The 25,414-nt window shown below is 67.8% G+C and carries 30 protein-coding genes; 12 read left to right on the forward strand and 18 right to left on the reverse strand.

The features are described from left to right. Positions 1–89: 89 nt before the first annotated feature. The 4 genes from HALDL1_09885 to HALDL1_09900 form a co-directional block, all read right to left on the reverse strand. Positions 90–917 (reverse strand): hypothetical protein, encoded by an 828-nt coding sequence (locus HALDL1_09885; protein AHG03877.1) that lies wholly within the window; start codon positions 915–917, stop codon positions 90–92. A 63-nt stretch (positions 918–980) separates the two neighbouring features. Further along, positions 981–1,097, reverse strand: coding sequence for a hypothetical protein (locus tag HALDL1_09890; protein AHG03878.1), 117 nt, complete (start codon positions 1,095–1,097; stop codon positions 981–983). 40 nt (positions 1,098–1,137) lie between these two features. Beyond that, positions 1,138–1,596, reverse strand: a complete 459-nt coding sequence (locus tag HALDL1_09895; protein ID AHG03879.1) for an aspartate carbamoyltransferase — start codon at positions 1,594–1,596, stop codon at positions 1,138–1,140. Then, on the reverse strand, positions 1,593–2,495 hold the full coding sequence (locus HALDL1_09900; protein AHG03880.1) for an aspartate carbamoyltransferase: 903 nt from the start codon (positions 2,493–2,495) through the stop codon (positions 1,593–1,595). Before HALDL1_09900 ends, HALDL1_09895 begins: the two co-directional genes overlap by 4 nt. Before the next feature lie 83 nt (positions 2,496–2,578). Here HALDL1_09900 and HALDL1_09905 point away from each other — a divergent pair, with 83 nt between their 5' ends. Together HALDL1_09905 and HALDL1_09910 are read left to right on the forward strand one after the other, a co-directional pair. After that, on the forward strand, positions 2,579–3,190 hold the full coding sequence (locus tag HALDL1_09905) for a CDP-4-keto-6-deoxy-D-glucose-3-dehydrase (protein AHG03881.1): 612 nt from the start codon (positions 2,579–2,581) through the stop codon (positions 3,188–3,190). Between the two features lie 27 nt (positions 3,191–3,217). Continuing rightward, the gene (locus HALDL1_09910; protein ID AHG03882.1) at positions 3,218–3,844 is read left to right on the forward strand and encodes a transcriptional regulator; all 627 of its coding nucleotides are present in this window, start codon (positions 3,218–3,220) and stop codon (positions 3,842–3,844) included. A 93-nt stretch (positions 3,845–3,937) separates the two neighbouring features. Here HALDL1_09910 and HALDL1_09915 read toward each other — a convergent pair whose 3' ends face one another. Continuing rightward, positions 3,938–4,855: a peptidylprolyl isomerase gene (locus HALDL1_09915; GenBank protein AHG03883.1), complete on the reverse strand. Its 918-nt coding sequence runs from the start codon at positions 4,853–4,855 to the stop codon at positions 3,938–3,940. A gap of 25 nt (positions 4,856–4,880) precedes the next feature. Next, a complete protein-coding gene (locus tag HALDL1_09920) occupies positions 4,881–5,120 on the reverse strand; it encodes a hypothetical protein (GenBank protein ID AHG03884.1) in 240 nt (79 codons plus the stop codon). Between the two features lie 111 nt (positions 5,121–5,231). Here HALDL1_09920 and HALDL1_09925 point away from each other — a divergent pair, with 111 nt between their 5' ends. From HALDL1_09925 to HALDL1_09940, 4 genes are all read left to right on the forward strand, one after another. Beyond that, positions 5,232–5,843, forward strand: coding sequence for an adenylate cyclase (locus tag HALDL1_09925; protein ID AHG03885.1), 612 nt, complete (start codon positions 5,232–5,234; stop codon positions 5,841–5,843). 66 nt (positions 5,844–5,909) lie between these two features. Next, positions 5,910–7,130, forward strand: a complete 1,221-nt coding sequence (locus HALDL1_09930) for an S-adenosylmethionine synthetase (protein ID AHG03886.1) — start codon at positions 5,910–5,912, stop codon at positions 7,128–7,130. 470 nt (positions 7,131–7,600) lie between these two features. Continuing rightward, positions 7,601–8,779, forward strand: coding sequence for a tRNA sulfurtransferase (locus HALDL1_09935; protein ID AHG03887.1), 1,179 nt, complete (start codon positions 7,601–7,603; stop codon positions 8,777–8,779). Continuing rightward, positions 8,776–9,228: a hypothetical protein gene (locus HALDL1_09940; GenBank protein AHG03888.1), complete on the forward strand. Its 453-nt coding sequence runs from the start codon at positions 8,776–8,778 to the stop codon at positions 9,226–9,228. Before HALDL1_09935 ends, HALDL1_09940 begins: the two co-directional genes overlap by 4 nt. Here the strand turns inward: HALDL1_09940 and HALDL1_09945 are convergent. Together HALDL1_09945 and HALDL1_09950 are read right to left on the reverse strand one after the other, a co-directional pair. Continuing rightward, the gene (locus HALDL1_09945) at positions 9,225–10,220 is read right to left on the reverse strand and encodes a cysteine synthase (protein AHG03889.1); all 996 of its coding nucleotides are present in this window, start codon (positions 10,218–10,220) and stop codon (positions 9,225–9,227) included. The two genes, HALDL1_09940 and HALDL1_09945, sit on opposite strands and share 4 nt — an antisense overlap. Positions 10,221–10,281: 61 nt before the next feature. Next, on the reverse strand, positions 10,282–10,632 hold the full coding sequence (locus HALDL1_09950; GenBank protein AHG03890.1) for a hypothetical protein: 351 nt from the start codon (positions 10,630–10,632) through the stop codon (positions 10,282–10,284). Between the two features lie 95 nt (positions 10,633–10,727). Here HALDL1_09950 and HALDL1_09955 point away from each other — a divergent pair, with 95 nt between their 5' ends. Next, positions 10,728–11,093, forward strand: a complete 366-nt coding sequence (locus tag HALDL1_09955) for a thioredoxin (GenBank protein ID AHG03891.1) — start codon at positions 10,728–10,730, stop codon at positions 11,091–11,093. Here the strand turns inward: HALDL1_09955 and HALDL1_09960 are convergent. Continuing rightward, complete coding sequence (locus tag HALDL1_09960; protein ID AHG03892.1) at positions 11,083–13,257, reverse strand: hypothetical protein; 2,175 nt, start codon at positions 13,255–13,257, stop codon at positions 11,083–11,085. The genes HALDL1_09955 and HALDL1_09960 overlap by 11 nt on opposite strands. Positions 13,258–13,406: 149 nt before the next feature. Between HALDL1_09960 and HALDL1_09965 the strand changes: the two genes are divergently transcribed. Beyond that, positions 13,407–14,693: a phosphoribosylamine--glycine ligase gene (locus HALDL1_09965; protein AHG03893.1), complete on the forward strand. Its 1,287-nt coding sequence runs from the start codon at positions 13,407–13,409 to the stop codon at positions 14,691–14,693. Between the two features lie 3 nt (positions 14,694–14,696). On the opposite strand, the gene HALDL1_09970 is transcribed toward HALDL1_09965, so the two are convergent. The 4 genes from HALDL1_09970 to HALDL1_09990 all read right to left on the reverse strand — a co-directional run bounded on the left by HALDL1_09970 (position 14,697) and on the right by HALDL1_09990 (position 17,917). Further along, complete coding sequence (locus HALDL1_09970) at positions 14,697–15,323, reverse strand: hypothetical protein (GenBank protein AHG03894.1); 627 nt, start codon at positions 15,321–15,323, stop codon at positions 14,697–14,699. Beyond that, positions 15,320–15,904, reverse strand: coding sequence for a hypothetical protein (locus tag HALDL1_09975; protein ID AHG03895.1), 585 nt, complete (start codon positions 15,902–15,904; stop codon positions 15,320–15,322). The genes HALDL1_09970 and HALDL1_09975 overlap by 4 nt, the downstream gene beginning before the upstream one ends. A gap of 130 nt (positions 15,905–16,034) precedes the next feature. Further along, positions 16,035–16,574, reverse strand: a complete 540-nt coding sequence (locus HALDL1_09980; GenBank protein AHG05276.1) for a hypothetical protein — start codon at positions 16,572–16,574, stop codon at positions 16,035–16,037. A gap of 1,073 nt (positions 16,575–17,647) precedes the next feature. Then, positions 17,648–17,917: a hypothetical protein gene (locus tag HALDL1_09990; protein ID AHG03896.1), complete on the reverse strand. Its 270-nt coding sequence runs from the start codon at positions 17,915–17,917 to the stop codon at positions 17,648–17,650. A gap of 187 nt (positions 17,918–18,104) precedes the next feature. On the opposite strand from HALDL1_09990, the gene HALDL1_09995 reads away from it, so the two are divergent. Then, positions 18,105–19,124 carry a hypothetical protein gene (locus HALDL1_09995; protein AHG03897.1) on the forward strand — a complete coding sequence of 340 codons (1,020 nt, stop codon included), beginning with the start codon at positions 18,105–18,107 and terminating at the stop codon, positions 19,122–19,124. Between the two features lie 4 nt (positions 19,125–19,128). Here the strand turns inward: HALDL1_09995 and HALDL1_10000 are convergent, their stop codons facing one another. The 4 genes from HALDL1_10000 to HALDL1_10015 form a co-directional block, all read right to left on the reverse strand. After that, on the reverse strand, positions 19,129–19,665 hold the full coding sequence (locus HALDL1_10000; GenBank protein AHG03898.1) for a membrane protein: 537 nt from the start codon (positions 19,663–19,665) through the stop codon (positions 19,129–19,131). Beyond that, the gene (locus HALDL1_10005; GenBank protein AHG03899.1) at positions 19,662–20,660 is read right to left on the reverse strand and encodes a membrane protein; all 999 of its coding nucleotides are present in this window, start codon (positions 20,658–20,660) and stop codon (positions 19,662–19,664) included. The genes HALDL1_10000 and HALDL1_10005 overlap by 4 nt, the downstream gene beginning before the upstream one ends. A 269-nt stretch (positions 20,661–20,929) precedes the next feature. Next, the gene (locus HALDL1_10010) at positions 20,930–22,033 is read right to left on the reverse strand and encodes a glutamate--cysteine ligase (GenBank protein ID AHG03900.1); all 1,104 of its coding nucleotides are present in this window, start codon (positions 22,031–22,033) and stop codon (positions 20,930–20,932) included. A gap of 451 nt (positions 22,034–22,484) precedes the next feature. Further along, on the reverse strand, positions 22,485–23,150 hold the full coding sequence (locus HALDL1_10015) for a hypothetical protein (GenBank protein AHG05277.1): 666 nt from the start codon (positions 23,148–23,150) through the stop codon (positions 22,485–22,487). 381 nt (positions 23,151–23,531) lie between these two features. On the opposite strand from HALDL1_10015, the gene HALDL1_10020 reads away from it, so the two are divergent. The 3 genes from HALDL1_10020 (at position 23,532) to HALDL1_10030 (ending at position 24,684) form a co-directional block, all read left to right on the forward strand. Next, the gene (locus HALDL1_10020; protein AHG03901.1) at positions 23,532–23,888 is read left to right on the forward strand and encodes a hypothetical protein; all 357 of its coding nucleotides are present in this window, start codon (positions 23,532–23,534) and stop codon (positions 23,886–23,888) included. 114 nt (positions 23,889–24,002) lie between these two features. Continuing rightward, entirely contained in the window at positions 24,003–24,248 is a 246-nt protein-coding gene (locus HALDL1_10025; protein ID AHG03902.1) for a hypothetical protein, read from the forward strand. Between the two features lie 118 nt (positions 24,249–24,366). Continuing rightward, a complete protein-coding gene (locus tag HALDL1_10030) occupies positions 24,367–24,684 on the forward strand; it encodes a hypothetical protein (protein AHG03903.1) in 318 nt (105 codons plus the stop codon). Between the two features lie 35 nt (positions 24,685–24,719). On the opposite strand, the gene HALDL1_10035 is transcribed toward HALDL1_10030, so the two are convergent. Further along, entirely contained in the window at positions 24,720–25,403 is a 684-nt protein-coding gene (locus tag HALDL1_10035) for a histidinol phosphatase (GenBank protein AHG03904.1), read from the reverse strand. Positions 25,404–25,414 lie beyond the last annotated feature (11 nt).

Raw genomic sequence — 25,414 nt, forward strand, 5'->3', positions numbered from 1 at the left:
GCCATCCTCGGGGTGAAAGTGAAAGTAGACGCTATCTGGTTACAACGGTGCAGGTGACGAGGCTGGAGTCCGGGTCCGGGACTGAACCGTCACGTCGGGCCGAAGGACTCGCCCTCGCGCTCCTCGGCGCCCATCCGCCGGAGCGCCGCCCGCGCGTTACTCGCCTCGTAGCCGAAGAAGACGTCCTTCGCGTACTCGTCGGCCACCTCGGCGGCGTGGACGAGATTCTCCACGTCGACGTTAACGCCGTACAGTTCGACGCTGAACGGCGCGTCGAGGGCGTCCTGAAACCCAGAGGCGATGGTCTCCAGCCAGTACGTCGTCCCGTAGTGGGTGTCGTATAGCGGGACGACGAACTCGTCGACGTGCTCCGAGAGTGCCTCGAGGTCGAGGCCCGCGCGCTCGTAGAGGTGCCCCGGGTAGGGGTCGGGGTAGAGCGTGAGGTAGACCCGTCCGGGGATGCGGTCGGCCGCCTCGGCGACGAACTCCGTGATGACGCTCGCGCGCCAATCGTACCAGTCGTCGTGAGAAGACTCCTGGAAGGCGGTCACGCAGCGCTCGCAGCGACAGTAGTCGTCCCGGGGGAAGCCGACGTCGTCGAGGCGCACGTCCTCGTTGAGTTCCGCGCACGTCTCGACGACGGTGAGCACGCCGTTCCGGTAATCTTCGGCGAGCGGACAGATGTACGCCCAGTCGAAGTACGGCTGTTCGCGGGTGGCCCGGTTGCCCTCGCTGTCGACGGGGACGAGGTCGGGTTCGGTGCCCGCGGTGGCGTTGTCCCCGAAGCAGGAGACCATGTTGACCGCGTTCTCCACGGGGTCGGTGTGTCGGCCGGTGACGTCCTTGACCTCGTAGAACGCGCGGTCGAACTCCGGCCAGTCGAGTTCCTCGGCGTTCCGGGTGACGACGCCGTACATGCGACTGCGTTGACCGCGCTGCCGCGTAAGTCGTTCGGAAAGAGAACGAGAGAAGCGTGTTCGTCAGTCGATTCGGTCGACGCCGTCGTCGATAGTCTCGGCGTCGCCGCCGAGGAAGAGCTTCCAGACTAGCACGATCACGACCAGGGCGAGGGCGAACTTCAGCAGTTTTCCAGCCATAGCTGTTAGTATCGTGCGAGGAAGTAAACGCTTTGTGGGGTCAGTCCCGCAGGTAGTCGGTGAGGTCCTCGCGGACGATCTCGTCGCAGTACTCGCAGCGGACGCCGTCGTCGATGACAGCGAACGTCGGCTGGACGGGTTCACCGGCGTTCGTGATGCAGTCGCGGTTCGGACAGCGCAGGACGCCGGTGACCCGGTCGGGGCGTTCGACCTGGCGCTTCTCCACGACGTCGTAGTCCCGGATGATGTTGATGGTGGCCTCCGGCGCGATGAGCGACAGCACCTCCAGTTCGGAGTCGCTGAGTTCGCGGCCCTCGACTTTCACCACGTCCTTGCGACCCATGCGGTCGGAGGGGACGTTCATGCCGAGGCTGACGGTCGCCTCGCTTTCGCCGTCGATGCCCAGCAGGGAGAGCACGTGGAGTGCCGCACCGGCGGAGACGTGGTCGATGACGGTGCCGCTCTGGATCTTCGAGACGCGGAGTTCGGTGTCTGTCATAGCAGGAGGTCGAGGAGGGCCATCCGGACCGGGACGCCGTTGTGTGCCTGTTCGAAGTACGTCGCGTTCGGCGCGTCGTCCACCTCCGCGGCGATCTCGTCGACGCGCGGGAGCGGGTGCATCACCGCGAGGTCGTCTTTGGCCGCCTCGAGGGTCTCGGCGGTGATGCGGTACTCGCCGGCGACCGCCTCGTACTCGTCCTCGTCGGGGAACCGCTCGCGCTGGATGCGGGTGACGTACAAAACGTCGAGGTTCGGCAGCACGTTCTCGAGTTCCTCGTGCTCGCGGACCTGCGCGCCGGCCTCGTGGAGGTCGTAGCGGACGCCGCGAGGGAGGCGCAGGCTCTCGGGGCTGACGAAGTGCTGGCGCGCGTCGAAGTTCGTGAGCGCGTGGGCCAGCGAGTGGACCGTCCGGCCGTACTTCAGGTCGCCCATGATGCCGATGGAGAGGTCCTCGAGGCCCGCCTGCTCGCGGATGGTGTAGAGGTCCAGCAGCGTCTGACTCGGGTGGTGGCCGGCGCCGTCGCCGGCGTTCACGACTGGCACGTCGACGTAGTCGCTGGCGAGTTTCGCGGCGCCCTGTTTGGGGTGGCGCAGCACGAGGCCGTCGGCGTACCCCTCGACGACGCGCACGGTGTCCGCGAGCGACTCGCCCTTCTTCACCGACGAAGATTCGACGGAGCCCATGTCCACGACGTCGCCGCCGAGGCGCTTGGCGGCCGCCTCGAAGCTCATCTTCGTGCGCGTGCTCGGCTCGAAGAAGCAGAGCGCGAGCAACTTCCCGGCGTGCAGGTCGCGGGCGGCGTCGGGGTCCGCGTCGAACTCCGCGGCCCTGTCGAGCACCGTCTCGACGTCGGCCCGCGAGAGCTGTTTGGCGGTGAGGAGGTGGTCGTGGCGCATCGGTTGAGAGCGCGACGCCCAGCAGGGTAAAACTCTCGGAGTGTGCCGGAAGTTAAAGTGCGATGGCGGGACCACCCACCACCGTGCTCGCAGTCGCTGGCGGCAAGGGCGGGAGCGGCAAGACGACCACCGCGCTCGGCGTGGCGAGCGCGCTCGCACAGCGGCGGCGCCGGCCGCTGGTCGTGGACTGCGACCTCGACGCGCCGAACCTCCACCTCCGCGCGAACGTCGAGCGGGACCCCGGACTCGACGCGGAAGACCCAGCCACGGTCGCCCAGGAATCCTCCGTCGCCCCCGGCGTGGACGTGCTCCCCGCGGGGGACGCCGACGGCGCGACGCTCGAATCCGTGCTCCCGGAACTCCCCGGGAGCCGTCCTGTCGTCCTCGACTGCCCGGCCGGCGCGAGTGAGGCGGCGGCGCGCCCACTCCGCGCGGCGGACGGCTGTCTGGTCGTCGCAACCCGCGGCCGCGAGAGCGTCGAGGACGCGGTCAAGACGGCGGCGATGGCCCGGGCGGTCGGCACGCCGGTTCGCGCCGTCGCAGTGTCCCGGGAACGCTCGGTCCCCAGCGGACTCGCCGGCGCGCTCGACGCTCCGCGCGTCGTCCCAGTCCCGGAAGCTCGGGACCCCCTCGCTAGCCCCGAAACGGACGCTGCGCACGCGGAACTGGCGGACTGCGCGGAGCCAAATAGTTAACTTGCAGCGGTTCGTTGCGGTCATCGAATGGCCAGGCGGCTCTCGACGGGCATCGACGTGCTCGACCGGGAACTGGGTGGCGGGGTGCCAGCGGGGACGGTGGTCGCGTACGAGGCGCCTCCCGCGAGCCAGGGGGAGCTACTGCTGTACGAACTCACCAAGCCGCGCCCGACGCTGTACCTCACCACCGACCGCACGGAACAGGCCGTCCGCGACGCCTTCGAGGCGACGAACGCGCCGACGGGGGACCCCCAGTTCGGCTACATCCCGGGCGCGGACTCCCTGGAGAACGCCCGACGCGCGTTCCGTAGCGTCCCCGAGGAGTCCACCGTCGTCATCGACCCTGCGGACGCGCTCGAGCGCGCCGACCGGGGCCGCTACGAGAACTTCCTCAACGAACTCGGCAACCACATGCGGAACGTCGGGGGCGTGGCCGTCCTCCACTGCCTCGACACCGACCACGAGGGACCGCTCCGCGGCACCACCGAGCATATGGTCGACGTCGTGTTCCAGTTGCAGGTCGAGGAGAACAGCGGCGAGGTCGAGACGACGCTCACCGTGCCGAAGTTCCGCGGCGGGAGCGCACTCGACGCCCCGATAAAACTGAACCTCCGCGAGCGCGTCCAGGTCGACACGAGCCGCGACATCGCGTAGCGACTCTACTATACCGGCGCTGCGTCGCCACTCTCTCGTACGTACGCTAAAACCCGTCCCAGACGGCGGTCCGTCCGGCGCGGGAGAAGGGGGTTACTCCTCGTCGCCTTCAGCTTCGAGTTCGTCGACGATCTCGTCGGCGTCGACGTCGGCGTCCTCGAGGGCGTCCTCGATCTCACCGAGGTCCTCGCCGCCGCCCATCCCGCCCATGCCGCCCATCATGCCGGGCATGCCCGCGGGCTGGCCGTCGATGATCTCCTGGACGATGACGCGGTCGAGGTCCAGCATCTCGATGAACTCGTTGAGCACCTGCTGCTTGCCCATCATCCACTGCTGGTTGAACTGGAGCTGCTGGGACTGCTCGATGTACAGCGTCTCCTTCTCGACGGTCTCCGTCTCGGTCTCGCCGTCGTCGTTCTCGACCTCCTCCTCGACCTCGTCGGTCTCGATCTGCATCTCGAGGTCGACGTCGAAGTACATCCGCATCAGGCCCTTGGCCTTCTCGACGCGGTCCTCGACCTCGCCAACGATCTCGTAGTCGTACTCGACGTCCTCGCCGGCCAGCGGGTGATTGAAGTCGACGCGAGCGCGGCCGCCGATGATGGCCTCGATGTGGCCCTGCTGACCGTCGATCTCGACGTGGGCGCCGGGGTAGCGGTCGTCCTCGGGGATCTTCTGGGCGCTGACGGTGCGGACCTGTTCGTCGTCGTACTCGCCGAACGCCTGCTCGACGACGACGTTCCCGGAGTCGCCGACCTCCTTGCCGATCAGGTCGTCCTCGACCTCGTCGAAGATGTGGCCCTCGCCGATGACGATGGTGCGCGGGGAGAAGTCTCGCTCCTCCGTGTCGACGCCTTCCTCCTCGGCGGTCTCCTCGTCGGTGGTGTCGACGAGTTCCTCGCTGTCGACCGTGTAGGCGGTGTAGGAGAGTTCCACGAAGTCGCCTTCCTGGAAGCCGCCCTGTTCAGCGTCGGATTCATCGGCCGTCTCGGCCTCGGGTTCGTCGCTCATACCCGTACGGACTCCCGTTCCACCCTTAAGAATCACGTTTCGTGCCTGTCAGCCTCGGTCGCCGCGAATCGCCCGGCGGGACCATCGCGTCGGCGTTCACGGAGAGCCACGCGGTCAGCCGCCGGTCGTCGTCGACATCTGCCGGTGCGAGCGTGCACCGGTCGGGGCTGTCGCGGTACCGGACGACGGTCGCCTGTAGTGGTTCACGGCCTGCGTCTACGTCGACCCTCTCGCCCACGTCGGCCTGTTGGGTGTCGGCGGACATCCTACTCGAGTGGTCGACGGTGGGCGCTTAACGGCTGCTAGGAGCCCAATGTAGCAGTACTGAGTGCTCGGAAGCGCGGGTCTTTTCTCGGGTGGCCGCGTCCGGTAGGTCATGTACGAAGTCGAAGTGAAGGTGCCCGCCGACCTCGATGCGGTGCGCGAACGACTCGCGGACGCAGGAGCGGGCCGGGTTGCGACCGTCGCCCAGGCGGACACGTACTTCGACGCGCCACACCGGGAGTTCGCGGAGACCGACGAGGCGCTCCGCGTGCGACGCGTGGCGACAGCGGACCCCCAGTTCGAACGCGACCGTCCGCTCCCGAAACTCGTCGACGCCGTCCTCGACGGCGAGGAGCATGCGAGTGGGGAGTCCCGCGTGACCTACAAGGGACCGCTCGTGGAGGCCCAGTCGAAGACCCGAGAGGAGTTCGAGACCGGCGTCGACGACGGCGACGTGATGCGCGAGCTCCTCGCGCGTCTCGGCTTCGAACCCGCCGCGACCGTCCGGAAACTCCGCGAGAAACACGAACTAGACGGGTTCACGGTCCTGCTCGACGCGGTCGAGGACGTCGGCGAGTACGTCGAAGTCGAGACCGAAGTCGACGGCGAGGCGGCGGTCGAGGCGGCCCGCGAAGACGCCTACGAACTGCTCCGATCGCTCGGTCTCGACCCCGGCGACCAGGTCCGGACGTCCTATCTCGGACTTCAACTCGAAGATGCGTAGCGCGCATACTGTCGGCACTTTCCCTTTTCGCAAGTTATAGAAGCGGAGGCCGGGTACGTTCGCGCAATGACCGAGCGGAACATCCAGGTCCAGTCTCTCGACCGCGGAGCGGTCGAAGACGAAACCGTCGAAATCGTCGAACGAAAGGGGCTCGGACACCCCGACTCCATCTGCGACGGCATCGCTGAGCACGTCTGTGAGTCCCTCGCCCGAGCGTATCTCGACCGCGTCGGCGAAGTCCTCCACTTCAACACGGACGAGACCCAGCTCGTCGCCGGCCGGGCCGCGCCCGCGTTCGGCGGCGGCGAGGTCATCGAACCGATCTACATCCTCGTCGTCGGCCGCGCCACCAGCCACTACGTCGACGACGACGGCACCGAGTACGACATCCCGGTCGAGAGCATCGCGCTGGACGCTGCCCGCGACTACCTCCGCGAGAACCTCCCGAACCTCGACCTCGAGACCGACGTCATCGTCGACGTGAAACTCGGCGAGGGCTCCGGGGACCTCCAGGAGGTCTTCGTCGAGGACGGTCCCGACGTCCCGATGGCCAACGACACCTCCTTCGGCGTCGGCCACGCACCCCTCACGGAGACCGAGCGCGTCGTCTACGAGACGGAGCGCTCGCTCAACGGAGCGTACGGCGAGGACAACCCCGCGGTCGGCGAGGACGTCAAGGTCATGGGGAAACGCGAGGGCGACCACATCGACCTCACCGTCGCCGCCGCGCTCGTCGACACCTACGTCCCCAACATGGAGGCCTACGAGGCCGAAATCGAGGCCGTCCGCGAGCACGTCGAAGAACTCGCTGGCGAATACACCGACCGCGACGTCACTGTCCACGTCAACACCGCCGACGACTACGACTCGGGGTCGATCTACCTCACCACCACCGGCACGAGCGCCGAGCAGGGCGACGACGGCTCCGTCGGACGCGGCAACCGCGCGAACGGCCTCATCACGCCCAACCGTTCGATGAGCATGGAGGCCACGTCCGGGAAGAACCCGGTCAACCACATCGGGAAGATATACAACCTGCTCTCCACCCAGATCGCCGAGAGCGTCGTCGCGGAGGTCGAGGGTATCCGCGACCTCCGCGTCCGACTGCTCTCCCAGATCGGCCGCCCCATCGACCAGCCCCACGTCGCCGACGTCCACGTCGTTACCGAGGCTGGCGTCACCATCCCCGACGTCGAACCCGAGATTCGGGACATCGTCGACGAGGAACTAGCCGGCGTCACCGACATCACCCAGCGCGTCATCGACGGCGAACTGGACACCTTCTGAAGCGCACTTTTTGCGCTGCGGGGGTGCGCCGAAGGCGCACTCCGCTCGGCAAAACTTGCGGGAAATCACTCCTCCTTCGGTCCCGTCGGTCCCTCAGTCGTCGGCCTCCGCTCCCGCCGGTCGCGGAGTGAACCACTTCACTCGGGTTCTTCGAACCGCTCACGGGTCACGTCGTTCCCCGTTCGCACGTTCGGCGGTTCTCGCTTCGCTCCGAACCGCCCGCCGCTCGCTCGCGGATGCTGACACTGCAGGCGCATCTATCAGCCATGGGGCTCTGCTCGCGTAAATTCAAGTAGGAGAGCAGGACCAACCCGTCGCGTGACCTGATTCCGAGTGCGGGTCCGGCCGAGGCGGGAGCGTGGCGAGCCGGCCCACAGCGACGAGTCGCCACCTGTACGCACCTATCCGAGCGGTCTGTCTGTCCGCGAGAAGGCGATAGGCGTTTAATGCCGGGACGGCTTGCATCGACCATGCTACCACCCGGAGCGGACTCCGTGGTCGTCCGACACGGCGACGTGGGGGTGAAGTCGAGCCAGGTGCAGGCGGACATGGAGACGACGCTCCGGGAGAACCTCGCGGCGATGCTGGAGGCCAGGGGGATTCCTGGGACAGTCGAGCGAGAGTGGGGGCGACTGCTCGTTCGGACGTCCGACCCCGACGCAGCAGCGACTGCCGCGGCGGACACGTTCGGTGTCGTGTCAGCCAGTCCCGCCGTCTCCGTCGCGCCCGAGATGGACGCCATCACTGAGGCGCTCGCCAACGCCGCCCGCGAACAGTACGACGGCGGCGCGTTCGCGGTGGACGCGCGCCGCGCTGGTGAGCACGCGTTCGACAGCCACGACGTCAACCGTGAGGGCGGCGACGCCGTCTGGCAGTCCGTCGAAGACGAGTTCGACCCAGAGGTGGACCTCGACGACCCGGACCTGACGTTCTCCGTCGAAGTCCGCCAGGAGGAGGCGTTCGTCTTCCTCGAGACCCGCGACGGTCCGGGTGGGATGCCGCTGGGCACCCAGAAGCCGCTGGTCGCGCTGTTCTCCGGCGGTATCGACTCGCCGGTCGCCGCCTGGGAGGCGATGAAACGCGGGTCACCCGTCGTTCCGCTCTACCTCGACCTGGGCCGCTTCGGCGGCCCCGACCACCGTGCCCGTGCCGAGGAGACCGCGCGGAGACTCGCCGAGTTCGCACCGGGAGAGGACCTCCGCTTGCGCGTCGCTCCGGCCGGCGACGCCGTGGAGGAGCTCGCCGGACGAACCGGCCGCACGCGGATGCTCTCCTACCGGCGGTTCATGTACCGGGTCGCCGAGCACGTCGCCGAAAGCGTCGGCGCTGTGGGCATCGTCACCGGCGAAGCGATGGGCCAGAAGTCGAGCCAGACCGCCGCGAACTTCGCCGTGGTCGACGGCGCGACGGACCTCCCGATTCACCGCCCGCTGTTCTCGCTCGACAAACAGGAGATCATCGCCCGGGCCCGCGACATCGGCACCTACCGCGACTCGACGCTCGACGTGGGCTGTAACCGGCTCGCGCCGAGCCAGCCGCTGACAGCGGCGCCCGCCGAGAGCGTCCGGAAGGACGAACCCGACGAACTGTTCGAGTGGGCGCGGGACGTAGCCGATGCCGTCGAACAGACCAGAGAGGTGGAGGCGTGACCCGCGTCTGCATCGTCGGCAAGGACGACGTCGACGTCCGCCTCGACCTCTTCTCCTACGAGACGGCGCGGAAGGCGCTCGCCACCTACGACGTGCGCTCGCCGTACGAGAACACGGTCGCCGTCGACACCGTGAGCCTGGGGGCCGCCGTCTCCCTGCTGAACGACCTGAACTGGTATCTCGTCCGTCTCGCCGACGAGGCGTTCGTGCTCGAACCGTCGATATCGGAGACCGAGTGGCTCTCCCGGGAGCTCGCTGCCGCGGTCAGGGAGAGCGAGGTGCGCGCGTCCGAGACGGACGCCCGCCTGAAGGTGTACGGCGTCGCGGACGGCGAACTCGTCGAACCGATGTACGTGACGAGGGTCCAGGGGGAGCGTCCCGACTACGACCTGCGGGACGTCGAGGAGACGGTCGTCGTTCGCGTCGCCGAGTCGGAGTTCCAGACCTAGTCGAAGACGCCCGCGGAGAGGTACCGCTCCCCGGAGTCAGGGAAGACAGTGACGACGAGCGGGCAGTCGTCGTACGGATCACCGCCGTCCGCGAGCGCGTCCTCGTCGATGTCGGCGTCCGCGAGGTCCTCGGCGTCGAAGCTCACCTCCGGGCAGTTGAGTTCCGGTTCGGCGATCCGCTCGGCGACGCGCTTCGCGCTTAGGTACGCGGCCCCGCTGGACTGTCCGACGAGGATGCCCTGTTCGCGGGCGAGTCTCCGGACTGCGGCCTCGGCGTCCGGGAGCGCCACGGTCTCGACGTGGTCGATGAGGTCGAGGTCGGTGATGTCGCTGACGAACCCTGGCCCCATTCCCTGGTAGTCGTCGCTCCCGGCCTTCCCCGTCGAGATTACGGCGTTGCCTTCCGGTTCGACGGCGACGACATCCATGTCGGGGAACTCCTCGCGGAGGCGCGTTGCCGTCCCGGTTATCGTCCCGCCGGTGCCGACGCCCGCGACGAACGCGTCGATTTCGCGGCCCTCGACCTGCTCGAGTATCTCCTCGGCGGTCGTCCGGTAGTGCGCCCGGGGGTTCGCGGGGTTCTCGAACTGGGAGACGCGGAAGCCACCGTTCGCTGCGGCGAGCTGGTCGGCGCGTTCGTTGGCGGTCGTCATGCCGCCGTCGACGAGTTCGAGGTCCGCGCCGTACGCCCGCAGTAGCTGCTTGCGCTCCTCGGACATCGACTCGGGCATCACGATGGTGAGGTCGTAGCCGCGCGCGGCCGCGACGACGGCGAGGCCGATGCCGGTGTTCCCGCTGGTGGCCTCCACGAGGCGGTCTCCGGGCTGTACGAGCCCCTCTTGCTCCGCGGCCAGCACCATCTCGCGGGCCGGGCGGTCCTTCGCGGAGCCGCCGGGGTTGAACCCCTCCAGTTTGGCCGCGATGGTCGCGCCCTCGGGCGCCGGTACCCGCACGAGTGGCGACCCGATGGCGTCCAGAATGCTGTCCTTCATCGAGTGGAACTACTCATCCGGGGGGTAAACATTTGGCGGGCAGTGGCAGTTGCCGCCGCCTCTACAGACTACCGAGGTGGGTGTCGCCGAACCCGGTCGGTTCCTTGAGTCCGTACCCCAGGGCGCGGTCCGCGCCGATGTGCGCAGCCCAGACGAGCCCGCCGAAGACGGCGAGTTCGGCGCCGAACGCGAGTCCACCGCCGGCGAGCGCGAGCGGCCAGACGTAGAGGTGGGTTGCGTTGTACGTCCATGACCCAACGCGCGGGCCACCGAGGTAGCCGACCATGCCGAGGTCCGGCAGAAGGACGAGCAGGAGATAGAGCCACCAAGCACCGTCGAGCGTGACGAAACTGCCCGTGGCCGCGAGGAACACCGCCAGCCCTTCCAGTCTGAGGAGGCGAATCGTCGCCATACGGACGTACACGTCAGTTCTGTGGATAATCGTGTCGGCCGGCAACCACCGCGACGAGCGCGAGCCTTTTGCCGGGTGCCCACCAAGCCGGATGCATGACGCTGAACACGATGGAGCCGAACCCGACGTGGGGGGCCGACGCCTACCCGGAGGTCGTCGAGGCGTTCTCGGCCCTCGAGGACGACGCAGTCGTGCGGGTGTGGGGCGCGGACTGGTGTGGCGACTGCCGCTCACAGCTACCGGACTTCGCCGCGGCGCTCGAGGCGGCGGGCGTCGAGAACGTCGAAGAGTACCCCGTCGAACGCGTTGACGGGGAGAAGGTCGGCCCGAAGGTGGAGGCGTACGACGTCACGCTCATCCCGACCATCGTGATCGAGCGAGACGGGGAGGAGGTCGCCCGGTTCATCGAAGAGGAGCCCGTCAGTCCCGAAGTGTACCTCGCGGAGCAGCTCAGCGACTGAACTCCGCGAGCCACTCCTCGATCTCTTCTGCGGTCGACAGTGGTGGCGAGCACGCGCGCCGGCAGACGTAGGCGGTCGCAGCCTCGTGGCTCTGCCTACCTGCCCAGATTGGCGGAGCGTCGGCGAGGCCGAGGGCCGCGAGCCACTCGTCCAGTTCGACGGCGCTCCGCGGCCGGCGGCTCAGTAGGCGGTCCGGCAGGTACGCAGTGCCGACCGTCCGGCGCCACTCGACGGGCAGCGAGTCCGCGGCGACGGTGACCTCGCGGTGGCCAGTGACGAGCATGTCGGCGGCGAGCACGAGCGTCGGGTGGGCCGCCGGACTGCGCTGGACGCGTTCGCCGTACCGTTCGAGCATCGCTTCGGCGGCGTTCGCGTATTCAGCGTCGGGGTCGAACGCGTCGAGGGCGAGCAGCGTCTCCGCGGCGACGCCCACTGGCGAGGGCGTGGGACCGCCGTCGACAGCCTGCGAGCGCACGTCGACGTCCTGGACGGACGCCGGCGTCTGGTAGAGCGCACCCGTCTCGGCGTCGTAGCAGGCGTCGAGAAGCGCGTCCGCGAGGTCGAGTGCGAACCCGAGGTGCGCGTGGTCGCCGGTCGCCTCGTAGGTCGCGAGCGCGCCCGCCGCGAGGTAGGCGTAGTCCTCGGCGTAGCCGATGCCGGCGACGTCCCCGTCGATGACCCGGCGCGCCAGACGCTCGCCGTCCCAGAGTTCCGAACGCACGTGGTCGATGGCCTCGGCCGCGCGCTCGGCGTAGGAATCCTCGTCTGCACGCGCCTCCGCACCGTCGAACGCGAGGCCGGCTTCCGCGTAGGCTCGCGCCATGAGCCCGTTCCAGCCGGCGAGCACCTTGTCGTCGCGAGCGGGACGCGGCCGGTCGTCGCGGGCGGCGCGGAGCCGTGTCTCTGCGGCGGCGAGCAGTTCGGCCACCTCGTCTTCCTGGTAGCCGAATTCGTCGGCCAGTTCTTCGCGGGACGCCGAGACAGTCAGGACGGTCTGGCCGTGCTCGAAGTTCCCGGCCTCGTCGACGCCGTAGCGCGCACGGAACAGGTCTACGAGGTCGCCAGGGTCAACGTCGGCGGGCGCTTCGTCGGCGTAGTCGGCAACCGCGTTCTCGACCTGTTCGGGCGTCCAGACGTAGAAGGCGCCCTCCACACGTTCTCCCTCCGGGTCGTCGATCGGCGGACTGCGCGCGTCGAGCGTGGCGTAGAAGCCGCCGTCCGGGTGACCGAGTTCACGGTCGACGAACGCGAGCGTCTCCCCGACCTCGTCGGCGTAGCGCTCTTCGCCGAAGGACCGATAGCCGTCCACGTACGTTCGGACGAGCGTCGCCTGGTCGTACAGCATCTTCTCGAAGTGCGGGACCGTCCAGTCGGCGTCCGTGCAGTAGCGGTGGAAGCCGCCGCCGAGGTGGTCGTAGAGACCGCCTCCGGCCATCGCGTCGAGTGCCTCGCGGACGATGTCACCGTACTGTTTCCCGTCGTCAGAGGCGTCGTGGGCCCGGAGCAGCGCGTCCACGCGGCCCGCCTGGGGGAACTTCGGCGCCCGTCCGAAGCCGCCGTTGTCGCGGTCGGCGGTCCGGGCGAGCGCGTTCGCCGCCTCGTCGAGCGGGCTGTCGTCGCCGAGGTCCGTTGCGTCCGGGAGGTCCTCGAGTTCGCCCTTCGCCGCGCTCAGCCACTGCTCCGCGCGGTCCTCCAGGTCGCCGCGCTCGGTCTGCCACGAGTCGGCGACGTCGTCGAGCAACTGCGTGAAGCCTGGCTGGTTCCGCTTGGGCTCCTTCGGGAAGTACGTCCCGACGAAGAACGGCTTCCGGTCGGGCGTGAGGAACGCCGACAGCGGCCACCCGCCGCCGCCCCGGACGACCTGGCAGACCTTCATGTACAGTGAGTCCACGTCTGGGCGCTCCTCGCGGTCGACTTTCACCGGGACGAAGTTCTCGTTCAGCGCCGCGGCGACGCCGTCGTCGGAGAACGACTCCTCCTCCATCACGTGACACCAGTGGCACGCGGAGTAGCCGATGGAGAGGAAGATGGGGACGTCGCGCTCGCGGGCAGCCGCGAAGGCCGTCTCGTCCCACGGCTGCCAGTTGACGGGGTTGTCGGCGTGCTGGCGGAGGTACGGGCTCGCAGCCTCGTCGAGTCGGTTGCGCCGCGTCGGGTCGGTCATGGCTCTCTCTCGGTGCTGCGAGCGGGTAAAACCCCGCGTAGAGAGACCGCCTGGAGGCCCGCCAGCAGCCCGTCAAATATGCACGAACGAGCACACAAACGCCCGGTCGAAGGGCAAGGTTTACACTTGTTTGCTCACTCCGTTCGGGTATGACCGAACGCGTCCTGCTCGTCGGTGGCGGCGGCCGCGAGCACGCCATCGCCGACGCGCTGGCCCCCGACTGCGACCTGTACGCCTGCGCGAGCAACCGGAACCCCGGTGTCGACCGCCTCGCCGAGGAGTTCCGCGCGCTCGACCCGAGCGACCCCGACGCAGTAGTAGAGTACGCAGAGGACGTCGAGGCGACACTCGTCGTTGTCGGCCCGGAAGGACCGCTCGACGCGGGCGTCGTTGACGCGCTCGAAGACGCCGGCATCTACGCCTTCGGCCCGAAGCAGGCCGAGGCGCGCATCGAGACGGACAAGACGTTCCAGCGGGAGTTCATGGCCGAGGCGGACGTCCCCGGACAGGCTGGCTTCGAGACGTTCACCGACGCCGAGGCGGCCGCCGACTACGTCGAGAACGTCGAGGGTGACGTCGCCGTCAAGCCCGCCGGCCTCACCGGCGGCAAGGGCGTCCGCGTCACCGGCGACCAGGTGACGAAGGCCGAGGCCGCCGACTACGTCCGGACCGCGGGCCACGACGAGTGGGTCATCGAGGAGCGACTCGTCGGCGAGGAGATCACCGTCCAGGCGCTCATCGCGAACGGCGAGTTCCGCGCGACGCCGGTCGCCCACGACCACGGCCGCGCCTACGAGGACGACGAGGGGCCGAACACCGGCGGCATGGGGAGTATCGCCGGCCCGGAGAAACTGCTCCCGTTCGTCACCGAAGCGGAGTACGAGGCGGCCCTCGAGACCATCGACGCCGTTGTCGAGGGGCTCCCGGACTATCGCGGCGTCCTCTACGGCCAGTTCATGCTCACCCCCGAGGGCCCGAAGGTCGTCGAGTTCAACGCGCGCTTCGGCGACCCCGAGGCGATGAACACGCTGCCCGCGATGGAGACGCCGCTGCTCGACGTGCTGACCGCGGCGCGGGACGGCAACCCGCTCCCCGAACTGACGTTCGCCGAGGTCGCGACCGTCTGCAAGTACGCCGTCCCAGAGGGCTACCCCACGAACCCCGAGGGTGGCGTTCGCCTCACCATCGACGAGTCGTCGGTCGGCGACGCCCGGCTGTTCTACGCGAGCGTCGACGCCCGCGAGGACGGCGTCTACACCACCACCTCGCGTTCGTTCGCGGTCGTTGGCTCCGGCGAGACGCTCGCGGAAGCGAACGCCCAGGCCGAGGCGGCGCTCACGGACCTCCCCGATGGCGTCCGCGTCCGCCACGACATCGGGAGCGAGGAACTGCTCCAGCGCCGCATCGACCACCTGGCCGAACTGCGCGGCGAGTAGGCGCTACTCGAGCAGACGGCGGCGTGCGAAGGAGACGACGCCGTCGAGGTAGCCCGTTCCGAAGACGGCCAGTATCACCGCGCCGAGCGTGTTGAAGACGAGGTCCGAGACGATGTCGTCGACCCCCTTTACCGCTAGTGGTGCCTTTGCGCCGACGAGTGTCGCGGCCACCCCGGAGCCGAACTCCAGTAACTCCCAGAAGACGCCCGCGGCGAGCACGAAGACGACGATGAAGAGGGCCCGGAACTCCCCGGGCACGTCTATCTCCGCGGAGTGCTGCTCGAACGTCCGCAGTATCACGTATCCGATGCCGGCGATGAGTACGGCGGAGACGGTGTGGGCGACGCTGTCGTACCATCCCCACCAGTCGTAGGGCCCCAGCGAGCCGATGGTGTGGATGAAGATGGAGAGCGTGATCCAGAGCGCGAGCAGCGGGTCTAGCGAGTAGCCGTACTCCCGGCGTACCACCGCGGGCAACAGGGTGACGGCGAGGCCGAACCCGACGCCGAGCGCGAGTCCGAACCGCGCCCGCACGAGCGTGTAGACGAGGAGCGCGAACAGCACGGCCTGCATCGCACGCACAGCGAGTCGTTCGGCTTTGTCGGAGCCGTCGTCCTCTTCGCCGCTCACGTTTCGTTCACCGTCGGTTCCTCCTGTGAGCCGGCGTCGTCCGCCTGTTTGAAGTACAGTTCGAAGGCGCCACTGAACACCAGCGCGACGAGCGTGACGAAGACGAAGTCCCACTGGACGTCCGCCTGGCTCTGGATGTACTCCGTGCCGAGCAACTGGTCGGAGTAGAACCGGACGATGGTCCAGATCCCCTGGATAGCCATCGTCGTCAGCGCGGCGAACGCGATGGCGAACCGCCGGCTCATCTCCACCTCCGTGTACGCCTCCAGTTCCGCGACGCCGACGAGTGCGAAGGCCGCGACGGCCGTGTACGCGGTCAACTCCTGGTGGAGGCCGAGCGACTGGGCCCCCATCGCGACGGCGCCGACGAGCAGGAGCGGCCACGGGACGAGCACCCGCCAGTCCCGGCTGAACAGGACCGGCAGCGCGGCGACGACGACGAAGAGGAGTTCGAACCCGCCCCAGAGGTATCTCGCCGCGAGGAAGCTCTGGGCGGCCGACAGCAGGACGACGCCGAGTAGCCCCCAGCCGATGATTCCGTTCGTCCGCTCGTCGGTGTTCCAGAGACGGTCTACCGACACAGCCGTACTTCGGTAGAGTTCCCTAAAGATATGAAGTCCGTACTCGGCTAAGGTGGCCGCAGGCCGGCGGTAAGGTGACCTTTCGACGGGACGGCCGGAGGGATATCAGTCGCCAGGCCATCGTCGATGCCTACGACTCCCGGTTCGGAAGTTCAGCTATCTCGACGTCCCCGCCGGTCTTCGGGTCCCGCTCCTGGGCCGCGTCGACGGCCGCTCGCGCGACGTCCGCCGCGTCCGCCAGTTCCAGGCCGACGTCCCCGTCCTCCAGTCGGCCCAGCGCGACGGACGATCCGCTCCCGATTGCCGCCTTCTCCGCGGACACCGTGCGACCGTCCGATCCGACCTGCAGGAACGCGGCCTGGCCCTCGCCGTCGTGGGTCGCCACGATAGCGTCGACGCCGAGGTTCTCCGCGATGTCGGCCGCAATCTGGCCGAAGCTGGTGAGGCCGAGTTCCCGGCCCGCCTCGACGTCGACCTGCCGCAGTTCGGCCTCGAGGCGGCGACCGAACTCGTCGACGTCGCCATGGTCGCCGACGACGCCGGCGGCGCCCCCCTCGAACTCGAACAGCCGGTGGGCGTGCTTGCTCGTCACGTCCCCGTCGTCGACGGCGAGCGTGTCGGCGGCGAGCACGACGCCGTCGGCGGTCTCGATAGCGACGACTACCCCCATCGACTCACCTTCGGGGTCGCAGCCTCATCGCCGACTCCAGCGGCGGAGGAGCCGCCGGACGGCCGTCGCCGCCAGAACGCCCGCCACCATCCTGCCCGTTCGGCCGGTCAGTCGCTTGCGGAGTCCGCCGCTGTCGGACCGGCCGCCGGACGACCCGCTGGAGGACGAGGCCGACCGGTTTCGTTTCTTTCGCCGTCCGGAGCGCAGCCGACGGATGAGGGCTGCGGCGCCGAGTCCGGCGACAGCCAGTCCGAGTCGCCGGCGCATCGACCCACCGCCGGAACTGGACCCACTCGACGGCTTTCCTCGGGCTCGCTCGCTCGACGTCGTCTCTGCTTTCGTGCTCGAACCTGACGGTAGTAAGCTGCTCATTGCAGCCTACCAGACGGGGTCGGCGAGTATAGTTAGCCAGTGCGGTCACGAACCAATGCAGAGGTTACGGGTCGGCGCTCGTCGGTGGGTCAGGTTCCGATCGAACGCGAGACGATGGCCACTCTTAGACCCCTTTACTGTGCCGGGTGGCAGCGTATTCCGCTCACGGGAGTAGTAGGTCCGATGGCACGGTCTCGACCACCACGGAGTCGTAGCCAGGAGGAACCGCCGGAGCACGGGTTGCTCCGGTCAGTCGTGAACGGCGCCCTGGGCGGCACGCTGGCGACGGTCGTGATGACCGCCTACCGGATGCCGGTAGCGTCGTCGCTGCCGCCGACGGCGGAGTTCTGGGCGCAGTACGTGGCGGACGGCGACGCCGACGACCACCCGATTCCCGCGCTCGTCCTCCACCTCGTCTACGGCGCCGGCGCGGGCAGCGCGTTCGGCGTCCTCTTCCGTCCCGTCGACCGCCGCATCGAGAGCGACGAGGCCCGCGAGACCGCCGGTGTAGTTCTCGGGGCGCTGTACGCCCTCACACTCTCAGTGTTCGGCGAGCGGGTGGTGCTCGGTGAACTCCTGGACGTGGACCTCGACGGCTCGGAGTCGCTGGTGTTCCACGTCGGCCACCTCGTCTTCGGCCTCTCGCTCGGGTCGTGGGTCGCGTCCCGGTCGACGTTCGAGGACCTCGAACTCCGGTGAGATCACTCCTCTATCTTCTGGACGATCTCGTTGGCCTGCTCCTCGGCCTGGTCCTCGCCGACGTGTTTGTCGATGAGGACGGACTGGACCTCCCAGTCGTCGCTGTCCTCGCGTTTGCCGGTCCGCACTTCGCTGCCGTCCGAGACGGAGTCCGACGCTTCGTCCGCCCAGTCGGGAGTCCGAATCGTCTCGAAGTCGTCGGGGTCGCGGTATCTGACGTGGATGTACTCGTCCTCGGTCTCCACGGCCGTCGGTTCTGGGTGGTCGGCCATGTGAGAACGTAGGTTGCGAACGTGGAAAAGACGTATGGCAGCCCCAGGCCACCGAGCACGCCGGTCCAGGGCTTGCACTTGCAGGCTCTCCCTGTAAGTGGCTGACGGCCGTCAGTTCTCGTATGCGCGACGTTCCAGTCGTCCGGAGTGAATCGTGTCGAGCCGTCGTGTGGCCGACCACGTGGCGATGAGTTTGGCGGACCACTTCTACGCGCTGCGGGACTGGGTGCCCGTGCCAGTGGACGGCGTACGCGTCGAAATCGTCCGGTGGGTGCTGCTGGAGGCGAACCGGCGGGCGGTCACCGGCGCGCTGCTCACGCTCACGTTCGTCTCGATGCTGGCGCTCGGGAACGTCTGGACGTTCGAGATGCAGCGCCTGTTCACCGAGACCGACAGCGTCCAGACCGTCCTCAACAGCCTCCTCAGCGGGATCATCCTGCTCGTCTCCGTCGTCGTCTCCATCAACTCCATCGTGCTCACCTACGACATCACCGCCATCAGCACCCAGCGCGAGCGCGTCCAGGGGACGACGGAGTACCGGCGGGAGATCGGGCAGATGGTCAGAAGCGAGCGGAGCCCGACGGACCCGCGGTCGTTCCTCGAGCTGATGACCCACGTCATGCAGGAGCGCGCGGAGGACCTCCAGGAGACTGTCACCCGGGACAACCACGAGGAGTTCGCCGAAGCCGTCGACGAGTTCGTGGACTCCCTCGAGACCTCTATCAGGACACTCGAGGACCCACGCGAGGAGGTCGGGGGCGCGGACTTCGGCACGCTCTGGCTCGGCCTCGAGGCGGACTTCGGTCGGCTGGTCGACGAACTGCAGACGATCAGGATCGCCCACGCCGAGGAGATTCCGGACGAGGAGAAAGAGGAGTTCGACAAGCTGATGGAGGCGTTCGAACTGTTCGAGACCGGCCGCCAGTACTTCAAGACGCTGTACTACTCCCGGGAGATTTCCGAGCTCTCCCGGACGCTGCTCGTCATCTCGTTCCCGTCGATTCTGGTCACCGCGTGGACGATCATGGCCATCGACGCGGGCACCATCCCGGGCTTCGGGCTGTTCGGCCTCCCGCCGCTGCAGGTCTTCCTGGCGACCTCGTTCACCATCTCACTGGCTCCCTACCTGGTGCTGACTGCCTACGTCCTCCGGACCGCGACTGTGGCCAGGCGCACGGCGGCCGGTGGGCCCTTCGTCCTGGACTGAGGGGTCACCGCTCGTGTAACTCCAGGTCCTCGTCGAGTTCCTCACCGAACACCGTCTCGTCGCCGACCGATTCGATGACGGAGAACTCCCCGCTCGACTCGATGACGATGGCCTCCACCTCGGCGAGCGTGCTGAAGTCGTTCTTCCGTGCCGCGGTCTCGAGTTCCGACCTGGTGACGCGCTCGCGTCGCATCGCGTCCCGGAGGAACTCCCCGCGGAAGTAGAGCAAGACGGGAGGGTTCGTCACCACCCGTCCGAGAGACGGCCAGCGGACCTTCAGCCTGGTGACGACGTACTGCAACGAGATGAGCAGCGCGAACGCCGCGACGGCCTCCACGAGCGTCACTCGTCTGGCCGTGAGGGCGCGACCGAAGACGGAACCGATTGCGACGGTGATGATGAAGTCGAACGCACTCATCGTCGACAGCGTCCGGCTCCCCGAGACGCGGAGGAACGCCACGAGCGCGATGTACATCGATACGCCGACGACGACGATGCGGACGAGTGGCCGCAGTCCGTCGAAGATGAAGGGGCTGCTCATTGTTCGATTGGGGGCCAGTGCCACGCGTCGCTGCGCACGAGCGCGAGCAGTTGCCGTCGCCGTTCCTCGAGGTCGTCGACCGCGTCCTCGAACTCGTCGTCGGACACCGTCGGGACGTCCGCAGACCGGACGCGGTCGAGGTCCGGCGGGTCGGGCGTCTCGTCGGCCGGATCGATGAACGCCTCGTTGAGCGTCTCGAGGTAGTTCTCGGTGGCGCTCCGCGCGTTCTCGACGAGCGCGTGGTTCGGGCGGTCGTCCTCGGTGACGCCGAACCTGAGGACGGTCAGCGCCTCGTCGAAGATGACGACAGCCATCGTGGAGGCGTGTTTGGCCTCCTCGCTGTGGTAGTAGTGGAGTATCGGGTAGGCCTTGTGCTGGGTGGCGAGCGTGTCGAGTCCGGCGGCCAGGGAGTTCAACGGCGGGTGTATCCCCTCGAAGTCCTCCCCGTCCCACCCCGTCTCGACCACGGTCTCGCTGCGTTCCCCGAGCCCCGTGACGCTGCTGGCGAACGACCGCTTGTCCGAGACGGCGCCCAGCACCGAGAGGACGTAGGAGACGCCCATCGTGACGAACAGCATCCCGCTGGCGGTCGTCAGCGAGGCAGCGATCTGGAAGCCGCCGTCCGCCGGGTAGAAATCGCCGTTCCCCATCGTGAACATGGTGTAGGCGACGAAGTAGATGCGGTCGATCCACGTGACCGGCGTGCCGCTCCGCGCGTTCGTGAGCGAGGCCCCGCTGCTGCCGAACACCAGCGTCCAGCCGCCCCAGATGGCGGCGACCCAGACGACGAGCGTCGTTGTCAAGATGATTGGGCCCGCCAGGCTGAGTACCCGCGAGCGCTCGCTCCCGAACTGTCGGAGGCCACGCCAGAGCCACGACGTCAACCGGGAGGACAGCGGGCCGGAGCCGCCGTCGACCCACAGCGTCGTCCAGAGGATGTCGACGATAGTGACGACGAGAACTGCGATTCCGACGACGAGGTAGACGAGACTCATGGTCCGGGAGAGCGTCCACTCGAGGCGTCTGTCGAACCTGTCCGGAACACGCTTCTACCGTCTCCGTCCTCGGGACGTTCGTTCGTTCACCCGCTCGCGGGCGACGTGACGCCGACGGTCAGCAGCCCGCACGACGATTCCGCGGCCGACGCTGACCGTTCTCGGCGTCGGACAACCGCCTCTCGTTCGCCCGAGCGGGGGTTCGTGCACGATAGCTCTGTACGTGACTGAGCGGCATAAGCAGCGGACTGGCACCTGCAAGCACCAGGTCAGGCTTCCTCGATGGGGTCGGAGACCGCGGGCTGCGGGGCCGTGAGTTTCGCCACGTCGGCCTCGAATCGGTGGGCCTGTTCGAGGCGCATCCGGCAGGCCTCTTCCTCGCTCAACGTCTCCCCGCCGTCGATGCGCGGCGACAGCGGTCGGTAGGCCGAACAGTCGAACCCCAGTCGCTGGAGGTAGTTCTGGACGGGCGACGGTCCGAGCCCGAAGTTGATGGCTACCCGGCTGAGGTCGTACAGTTCGTCGAACGGCGGGACGGAGATTCGGTCGTCCGAGACGCCCGGGCGCCCGACCTCGACGGCCTTCTCCTCGGTCTGTTCGACGAGTCGGCCGACGTCGGTGGCGAGCCTGACGACCTCCGAGGGGAGGGCGGCGTCGGGCGCCCGCCACTCGACCGTCGGCTGGCAGCGCCGGAGTCGCACGGGGTTCAACACTGTGTCCTCGGGGTCGAACTCTTCGTCGACCCTCGCGGGCGAGACGCCGCGGTCCGCGGCGAGAGACTTGAACGCCTCGTACGAGGAGTCCACGCGTCGTTCCCACTCCTCGACGGAGTCGGTGTACGCCCAGAGGTCACAGAACTGCGTGAACTCGTTACCGCACTCCTTGCGGTAGGCGTGGGCCCTCGACGACGACCGGCCGCGCTCGCCGCAGTAGTACGGCGAGGAACTCGTCAGAGCGAGCGCCGGGTCGAGCGCGGTCAGCAGGTTGAGCTGCCGGACCGTCTCCTCGCGCTCGAAGTGGACGTGGGTGCCGGCGCAGTTCTTCGCGCTCCTGACGCCGTCGCCGTATATCTCCTCGAACAGCTTCCCACGTTCGGTGTAGCACGGTTCGTCCGCCTCCGTGAGCGGCGTTCCCAGCGGAACTAGTCGCTTGTCGCTGGCGCGTGCGGCCCGGATGGCCGTCCGGAGCGTCTCCTGGAGGTCCTGGCGGAGTTCGGTCTCCGAGGCGCGGGGTTCCGTCTGCACTTCGAGGAGCGGCCCGATGAATTCGGGCTTGATCCGCTCGTGTTCGTCGGCGATCTGCCGACCCTCACACAAACAGCCGTTCTGGTCGACGACCCAGAGTTCTAGCTCGATCCCCGTGTTTACTGTCATTGTTGTAGGTTCTAGCCGCGAACGGCTACCGATTTGACATCGCTGAGACGACGAACGTCTCTACTTCACCGAAGACGAAGCGCCCGGTTGTGCCCGTCCCTTACTTGTGCAACCTCTTTATCACAGATAGGGGCCTGTGCGGCCGGATACTCCCCCGATATGGCCGTCGAAAGGGGGTTCCGAACACCACTGGAATCGTCCGCCGTCCCGTGGTATCGTGAGACACGGTCGCATCACGACTGGTGGGAAATCACGAAGCAGCACCGCCGGGAATCGTGGCCACTGGGAGGGGGCCTCGACTGACTGCCCAGTAACCACGAACTATCGATTCGGCTACCGCCGTCTCATCCGGTCGGAGCCGGCCGAATATCTACTAGGATTCGGTTACCGGTTACTGAGTCGAGCGGAGGCGACGGGTTCGCTTTCGGGGTGGAGGGAACGGCCTCAGCCGTCACTTGACGTGGGCGAGCGGAAAGTCGGCGGAGACGACGTTCGTTATCATCACCCGGTGGGCGCGGGAGAGGCGTTCCGAGAGCGCCTGGTGGGTGACGTCGAACTCGTCGGCGAGTTCCTCGAGGGTCACCTTCCGGGGGATGTCGTAGAACCCTTTCTGGAGCGCGGTCTCGAGAGTGACGTACTGCTTCTGGCTGAGTCCGTACTGTCGCGGGCGGACGGCCACCGTCGGGTCGTAGATCGACTCGATGTCGACGCGGAGGCCACAGTCGCGGCAGTGGTGGTACCAGTCCTCCATGGACTCCCGCTCGGCGAAGAGGACGCGGAAACACCACTTGCCGTCGAACGCCTGGGTCCGCAACACCGTGCCGTGGTCCCAGAACATCTCGCGGAAGCGGTCCTCCGTCGGCTTCGCCCACTCGACCCGGTAGACGGACTCCTTCTCTAGTGTGGCGAGCGGTGACACACCCTCGACGGTGGGGTCCTCGCGGAGTTCCGGACCGATGTCCTCGTCGGTCCCCTCGAAGGCCAGCACGGGCATCACCGAGTTCGGCCCCGTGGTGACCGTCCGCAGCACGTCGACTCTCGTCTCCGGCACTCCCGACAGCGTGTCGGCGAGTGCGAGCTGTTCGGCCGGAACGGCGATTTCGATGATTGATGTCATGAGCGGAGCGCTTCTCGTCGATTCGTGTTCGGCTGTACCAGCGACCGGGCGGACGGACCCGTGGGCGGCGAGCACGCTCCGGGCGGCGCCCGTCGGACGGAACTCCGTCTCGCACCTCCCTGTGCCTCCATTGCTTGGAGCCCACTGCGGGGGAGCACGTACTATCGATAGCCCCAATGTTATTTGGACTGTATCGTACGAAAGGGGCGTCTACGCCCCGATTTCAGCCGAATTTCGAACTGGCCCGTATCGGAGAGACTGGCGGTAGAGCCGGGTAAGGCCGGTCTGCGGGACCGACGACTGTGGGTCGGTCGCGCGTTCCGACCGGTCGCAGCCGAGACCGGCACAACACGCTTACGACGCATTGCCGTAGTTGGGGGCATGGCATCCGACGACGAACGGGACGCTAGCACCTCAGAGAGCGACGACAGCCGCCAGCAGGGGGTCGAACTCGGACCCCTCGACGAGGAGCTGGAGTCCCACGACTACCCCACCACGTCGACGGAGCTGGTCGAGGAGTACGGCGACTACGAGATCGACCTCCCGGGTGGCTCCCAGCGCCTCGAGGAGGTACTCGGTATCCTCGAACAGAACGAACAGGAGTACGAGGAGCCCGAGGACGCGCGCCAGGCCATCTACAACCTGGTCGGGTCGGAGGCGGTCGGCCGGGACCGCTACAGCGACCGCGGGGGCGATACCCCGGACGCGGGGACGGACAGCGAGGACGAGTCGTTCTGAGTCTCCCCGCCCGGCGAATCGAGTGATGCCGGGCGGACGCCCTCCCGGGACAGTTAAACACCACGCAGTCGCAGCCCCCGGTGCAATCCGACGAGCCGCCGAAGGGACTACTGCATGGATTCGAACGTCACGATAACCGAGGACGAGAAGGGCAAGAAAGTTGTCAACGAGCACGGCGACGCAATCGGTCGTGTCGTCGAGGTGCAGAACGGGACCGCACAGGTCGACCCCGACCCGGACATCACGGACACCATCATGTCGAAGATCGGCTGGAGCAGCGACGACGGGGGCACGTACGCGCTCGAACCGCAGGCTGTCGACAGGATCACGGACGACGAGATTCGCCTCGACCTGCAGTAGCGCCGTCGGCCGCGGACTCCTGTTTTTCCACCGCTGTCGAGGAGTGCAAACCGTCGATAGGCCTCGCTGTAGTCCCACTGGCAGTAGGTTGATGTGCGCGGCTCTACAACGTTATAGCATGGAAGACTCCGGAGACGATTCTCCCGAAGCCGTCAGCATCGAGAGTGGTGACACGGTGTACGACGACGAGGGGCACGTGCTCGGCATGGTCACCGAGTCCACCGACGAGGGGTTCGCCGTCGAGGTGGTCGAGGCCGGACCCGACGTCGAGGTGTCCGAGGAAGGCACCGAAGCGGCGGACGACGACGGGGAGGGGTACCTAATGTGGCGGTGCGAGGACTGCGGGGAGATGGGCGACCTCGACGACGGCATCCCCGAGGAGTGTCCGAACTGCGGGGCGCCAAAGGAGCACATTCACAAGGCCCAGGAGGACTGACCGCGGTCGCGAGCCGCCGTTTTTCGAGGCGACGGTTACTGCTGGACTTCCCGAGAGCGCGTCACGGAGCGCCGCTTGTACCGGTGGACCTGTCGATACGCCCTCCGGAGCAGTCGCTGGGTCGGCCCGGTACGCACTCTGGGTTCGACCCGGCCGTCACGGATGGCGTCGACGACGGACTCGGGAGTCAGCGTGTCCGCGTCGATGCGGGTGTAGGCGCGCCCGGCCTCTAACGGGAAGTGAGCGTCGCTGCCCGCGACAACGGGGAGCCCGAGGTCCTTCCCGAGTTCGTGTATCTGGTCGGCGTTCCGCGGGTGTTTGCCGCTGATCTCGACCGCGTCGAAGTCGGCGCCGCTCTCGTGGATGCTGCCGTGCCGGTAGGGGTGGGGGATGATGGCGGCGCAGTCCGCACCGTGAGCCAGGTCGACGACCGCCTGGGGCGTGAGTTCGCCGGGCGGCGTCCGGGACGGCGGGTCGGGTCCCACGACGATTGCGTGGCCCTCCGTCGTCGAGATTTCGATGCCCGGAATGAACAGCGGCGTCGTCGAGATGGCGCCGACGTCCGTGTAGTAGTCGTGGTTCGTGAGCGCGACGCCGTCCAGTCCGCGCCACCGACTCGCCAGTGCCAGCAGGTTCGCCCCGAGCGGGTCGTAGCGCGTCGGCTCACCTGCCCACTGGTGGAAGAACCGGGTGTGGGCGTGCAGGTCTACGTCGAACATCCGACCACCTC

The sequence above is a fragment of the Halobacterium sp. DL1 genome, from assembly GCA_000230955.3.
GTDB lineage: Archaea > Halobacteriota > Halobacteria > Halobacteriales > Halobacteriaceae > Halobacterium.

What these genes read in the sequence shown, in the direction of transcription:
- HALDL1_10025 (AHG03902.1), top strand. Translation starts at nt 24,003, where the DNA reads ATGGATTCGAACGTCACGATAACCGAGGACGAGAAGGGCAAGAAAGTT.
- HALDL1_09885 (AHG03877.1), bottom strand. Translation starts at nt 917, where the DNA reads ATGTACGGCGTCGTCACCCGGAACGCCGAGGAACTCGACTGGCCGGAG.
- HALDL1_09960 (AHG03892.1), bottom strand. Translation starts at nt 13,257, where the DNA reads ATGACCGACCCGACGCGGCGCAACCGACTCGACGAGGCTGCGAGCCCG.
- HALDL1_09890 (AHG03878.1), bottom strand. Translation starts at nt 1,097, where the DNA reads ATGGCTGGAAAACTGCTGAAGTTCGCCCTCGCCCTGGTCGTGATCGTG.
- HALDL1_10015 (AHG05277.1), bottom strand. Translation starts at nt 23,150, where the DNA reads ATGACATCAATCATCGAAATCGCCGTTCCGGCCGAACAGCTCGCACTC.
- HALDL1_09965 (AHG03893.1), top strand. Translation starts at nt 13,407, where the DNA reads ATGACCGAACGCGTCCTGCTCGTCGGTGGCGGCGGCCGCGAGCACGCC.
- HALDL1_09920 (AHG03884.1), bottom strand. Translation starts at nt 5,120, where the DNA reads ATGTCCGCCGACACCCAACAGGCCGACGTGGGCGAGAGGGTCGACGTA.
- HALDL1_09935 (AHG03887.1), top strand. Translation starts at nt 7,601, where the DNA reads ATGCTACCACCCGGAGCGGACTCCGTGGTCGTCCGACACGGCGACGTG.
- HALDL1_10030 (AHG03903.1), top strand. Translation starts at nt 24,367, where the DNA reads ATGGAAGACTCCGGAGACGATTCTCCCGAAGCCGTCAGCATCGAGAGT.
- HALDL1_09950 (AHG03890.1), bottom strand. Translation starts at nt 10,632, where the DNA reads ATGGCGACGATTCGCCTCCTCAGACTGGAAGGGCTGGCGGTGTTCCTC.
- HALDL1_10005 (AHG03899.1), bottom strand. Translation starts at nt 20,660, where the DNA reads ATGAGTCTCGTCTACCTCGTCGTCGGAATCGCAGTTCTCGTCGTCACT.
- HALDL1_10035 (AHG03904.1), bottom strand. Translation starts at nt 25,403, where the DNA reads ATGTTCGACGTAGACCTGCACGCCCACACCCGGTTCTTCCACCAGTGG.
- HALDL1_09955 (AHG03891.1), top strand. Translation starts at nt 10,728, where the DNA reads ATGACGCTGAACACGATGGAGCCGAACCCGACGTGGGGGGCCGACGCC.
- HALDL1_09895 (AHG03879.1), bottom strand. Translation starts at nt 1,596, where the DNA reads ATGACAGACACCGAACTCCGCGTCTCGAAGATCCAGAGCGGCACCGTC.
- HALDL1_09915 (AHG03883.1), bottom strand. Translation starts at nt 4,855, where the DNA reads ATGAGCGACGAACCCGAGGCCGAGACGGCCGATGAATCCGACGCTGAA.
- HALDL1_09990 (AHG03896.1), bottom strand. Translation starts at nt 17,917, where the DNA reads ATGGCCGACCACCCAGAACCGACGGCCGTGGAGACCGAGGACGAGTAC.
- HALDL1_09910 (AHG03882.1), top strand. Translation starts at nt 3,218, where the DNA reads ATGGCCAGGCGGCTCTCGACGGGCATCGACGTGCTCGACCGGGAACTG.
- HALDL1_09925 (AHG03885.1), top strand. Translation starts at nt 5,232, where the DNA reads ATGTACGAAGTCGAAGTGAAGGTGCCCGCCGACCTCGATGCGGTGCGC.
- HALDL1_09930 (AHG03886.1), top strand. Translation starts at nt 5,910, where the DNA reads ATGACCGAGCGGAACATCCAGGTCCAGTCTCTCGACCGCGGAGCGGTC.
- HALDL1_09980 (AHG05276.1), bottom strand. Translation starts at nt 16,574, where the DNA reads ATGGGGGTAGTCGTCGCTATCGAGACCGCCGACGGCGTCGTGCTCGCC.
- HALDL1_10000 (AHG03898.1), bottom strand. Translation starts at nt 19,665, where the DNA reads ATGAGCAGCCCCTTCATCTTCGACGGACTGCGGCCACTCGTCCGCATC.
- HALDL1_10020 (AHG03901.1), top strand. Translation starts at nt 23,532, where the DNA reads ATGGCATCCGACGACGAACGGGACGCTAGCACCTCAGAGAGCGACGAC.
- HALDL1_10010 (AHG03900.1), bottom strand. Translation starts at nt 22,033, where the DNA reads ATGACAGTAAACACGGGGATCGAGCTAGAACTCTGGGTCGTCGACCAG.
- HALDL1_09945 (AHG03889.1), bottom strand. Translation starts at nt 10,220, where the DNA reads ATGAAGGACAGCATTCTGGACGCCATCGGGTCGCCACTCGTGCGGGTA.
- HALDL1_09995 (AHG03897.1), top strand. Translation starts at nt 18,105, where the DNA reads ATGAGTTTGGCGGACCACTTCTACGCGCTGCGGGACTGGGTGCCCGTG.
- HALDL1_09900 (AHG03880.1), bottom strand. Translation starts at nt 2,495, where the DNA reads ATGCGCCACGACCACCTCCTCACCGCCAAACAGCTCTCGCGGGCCGAC.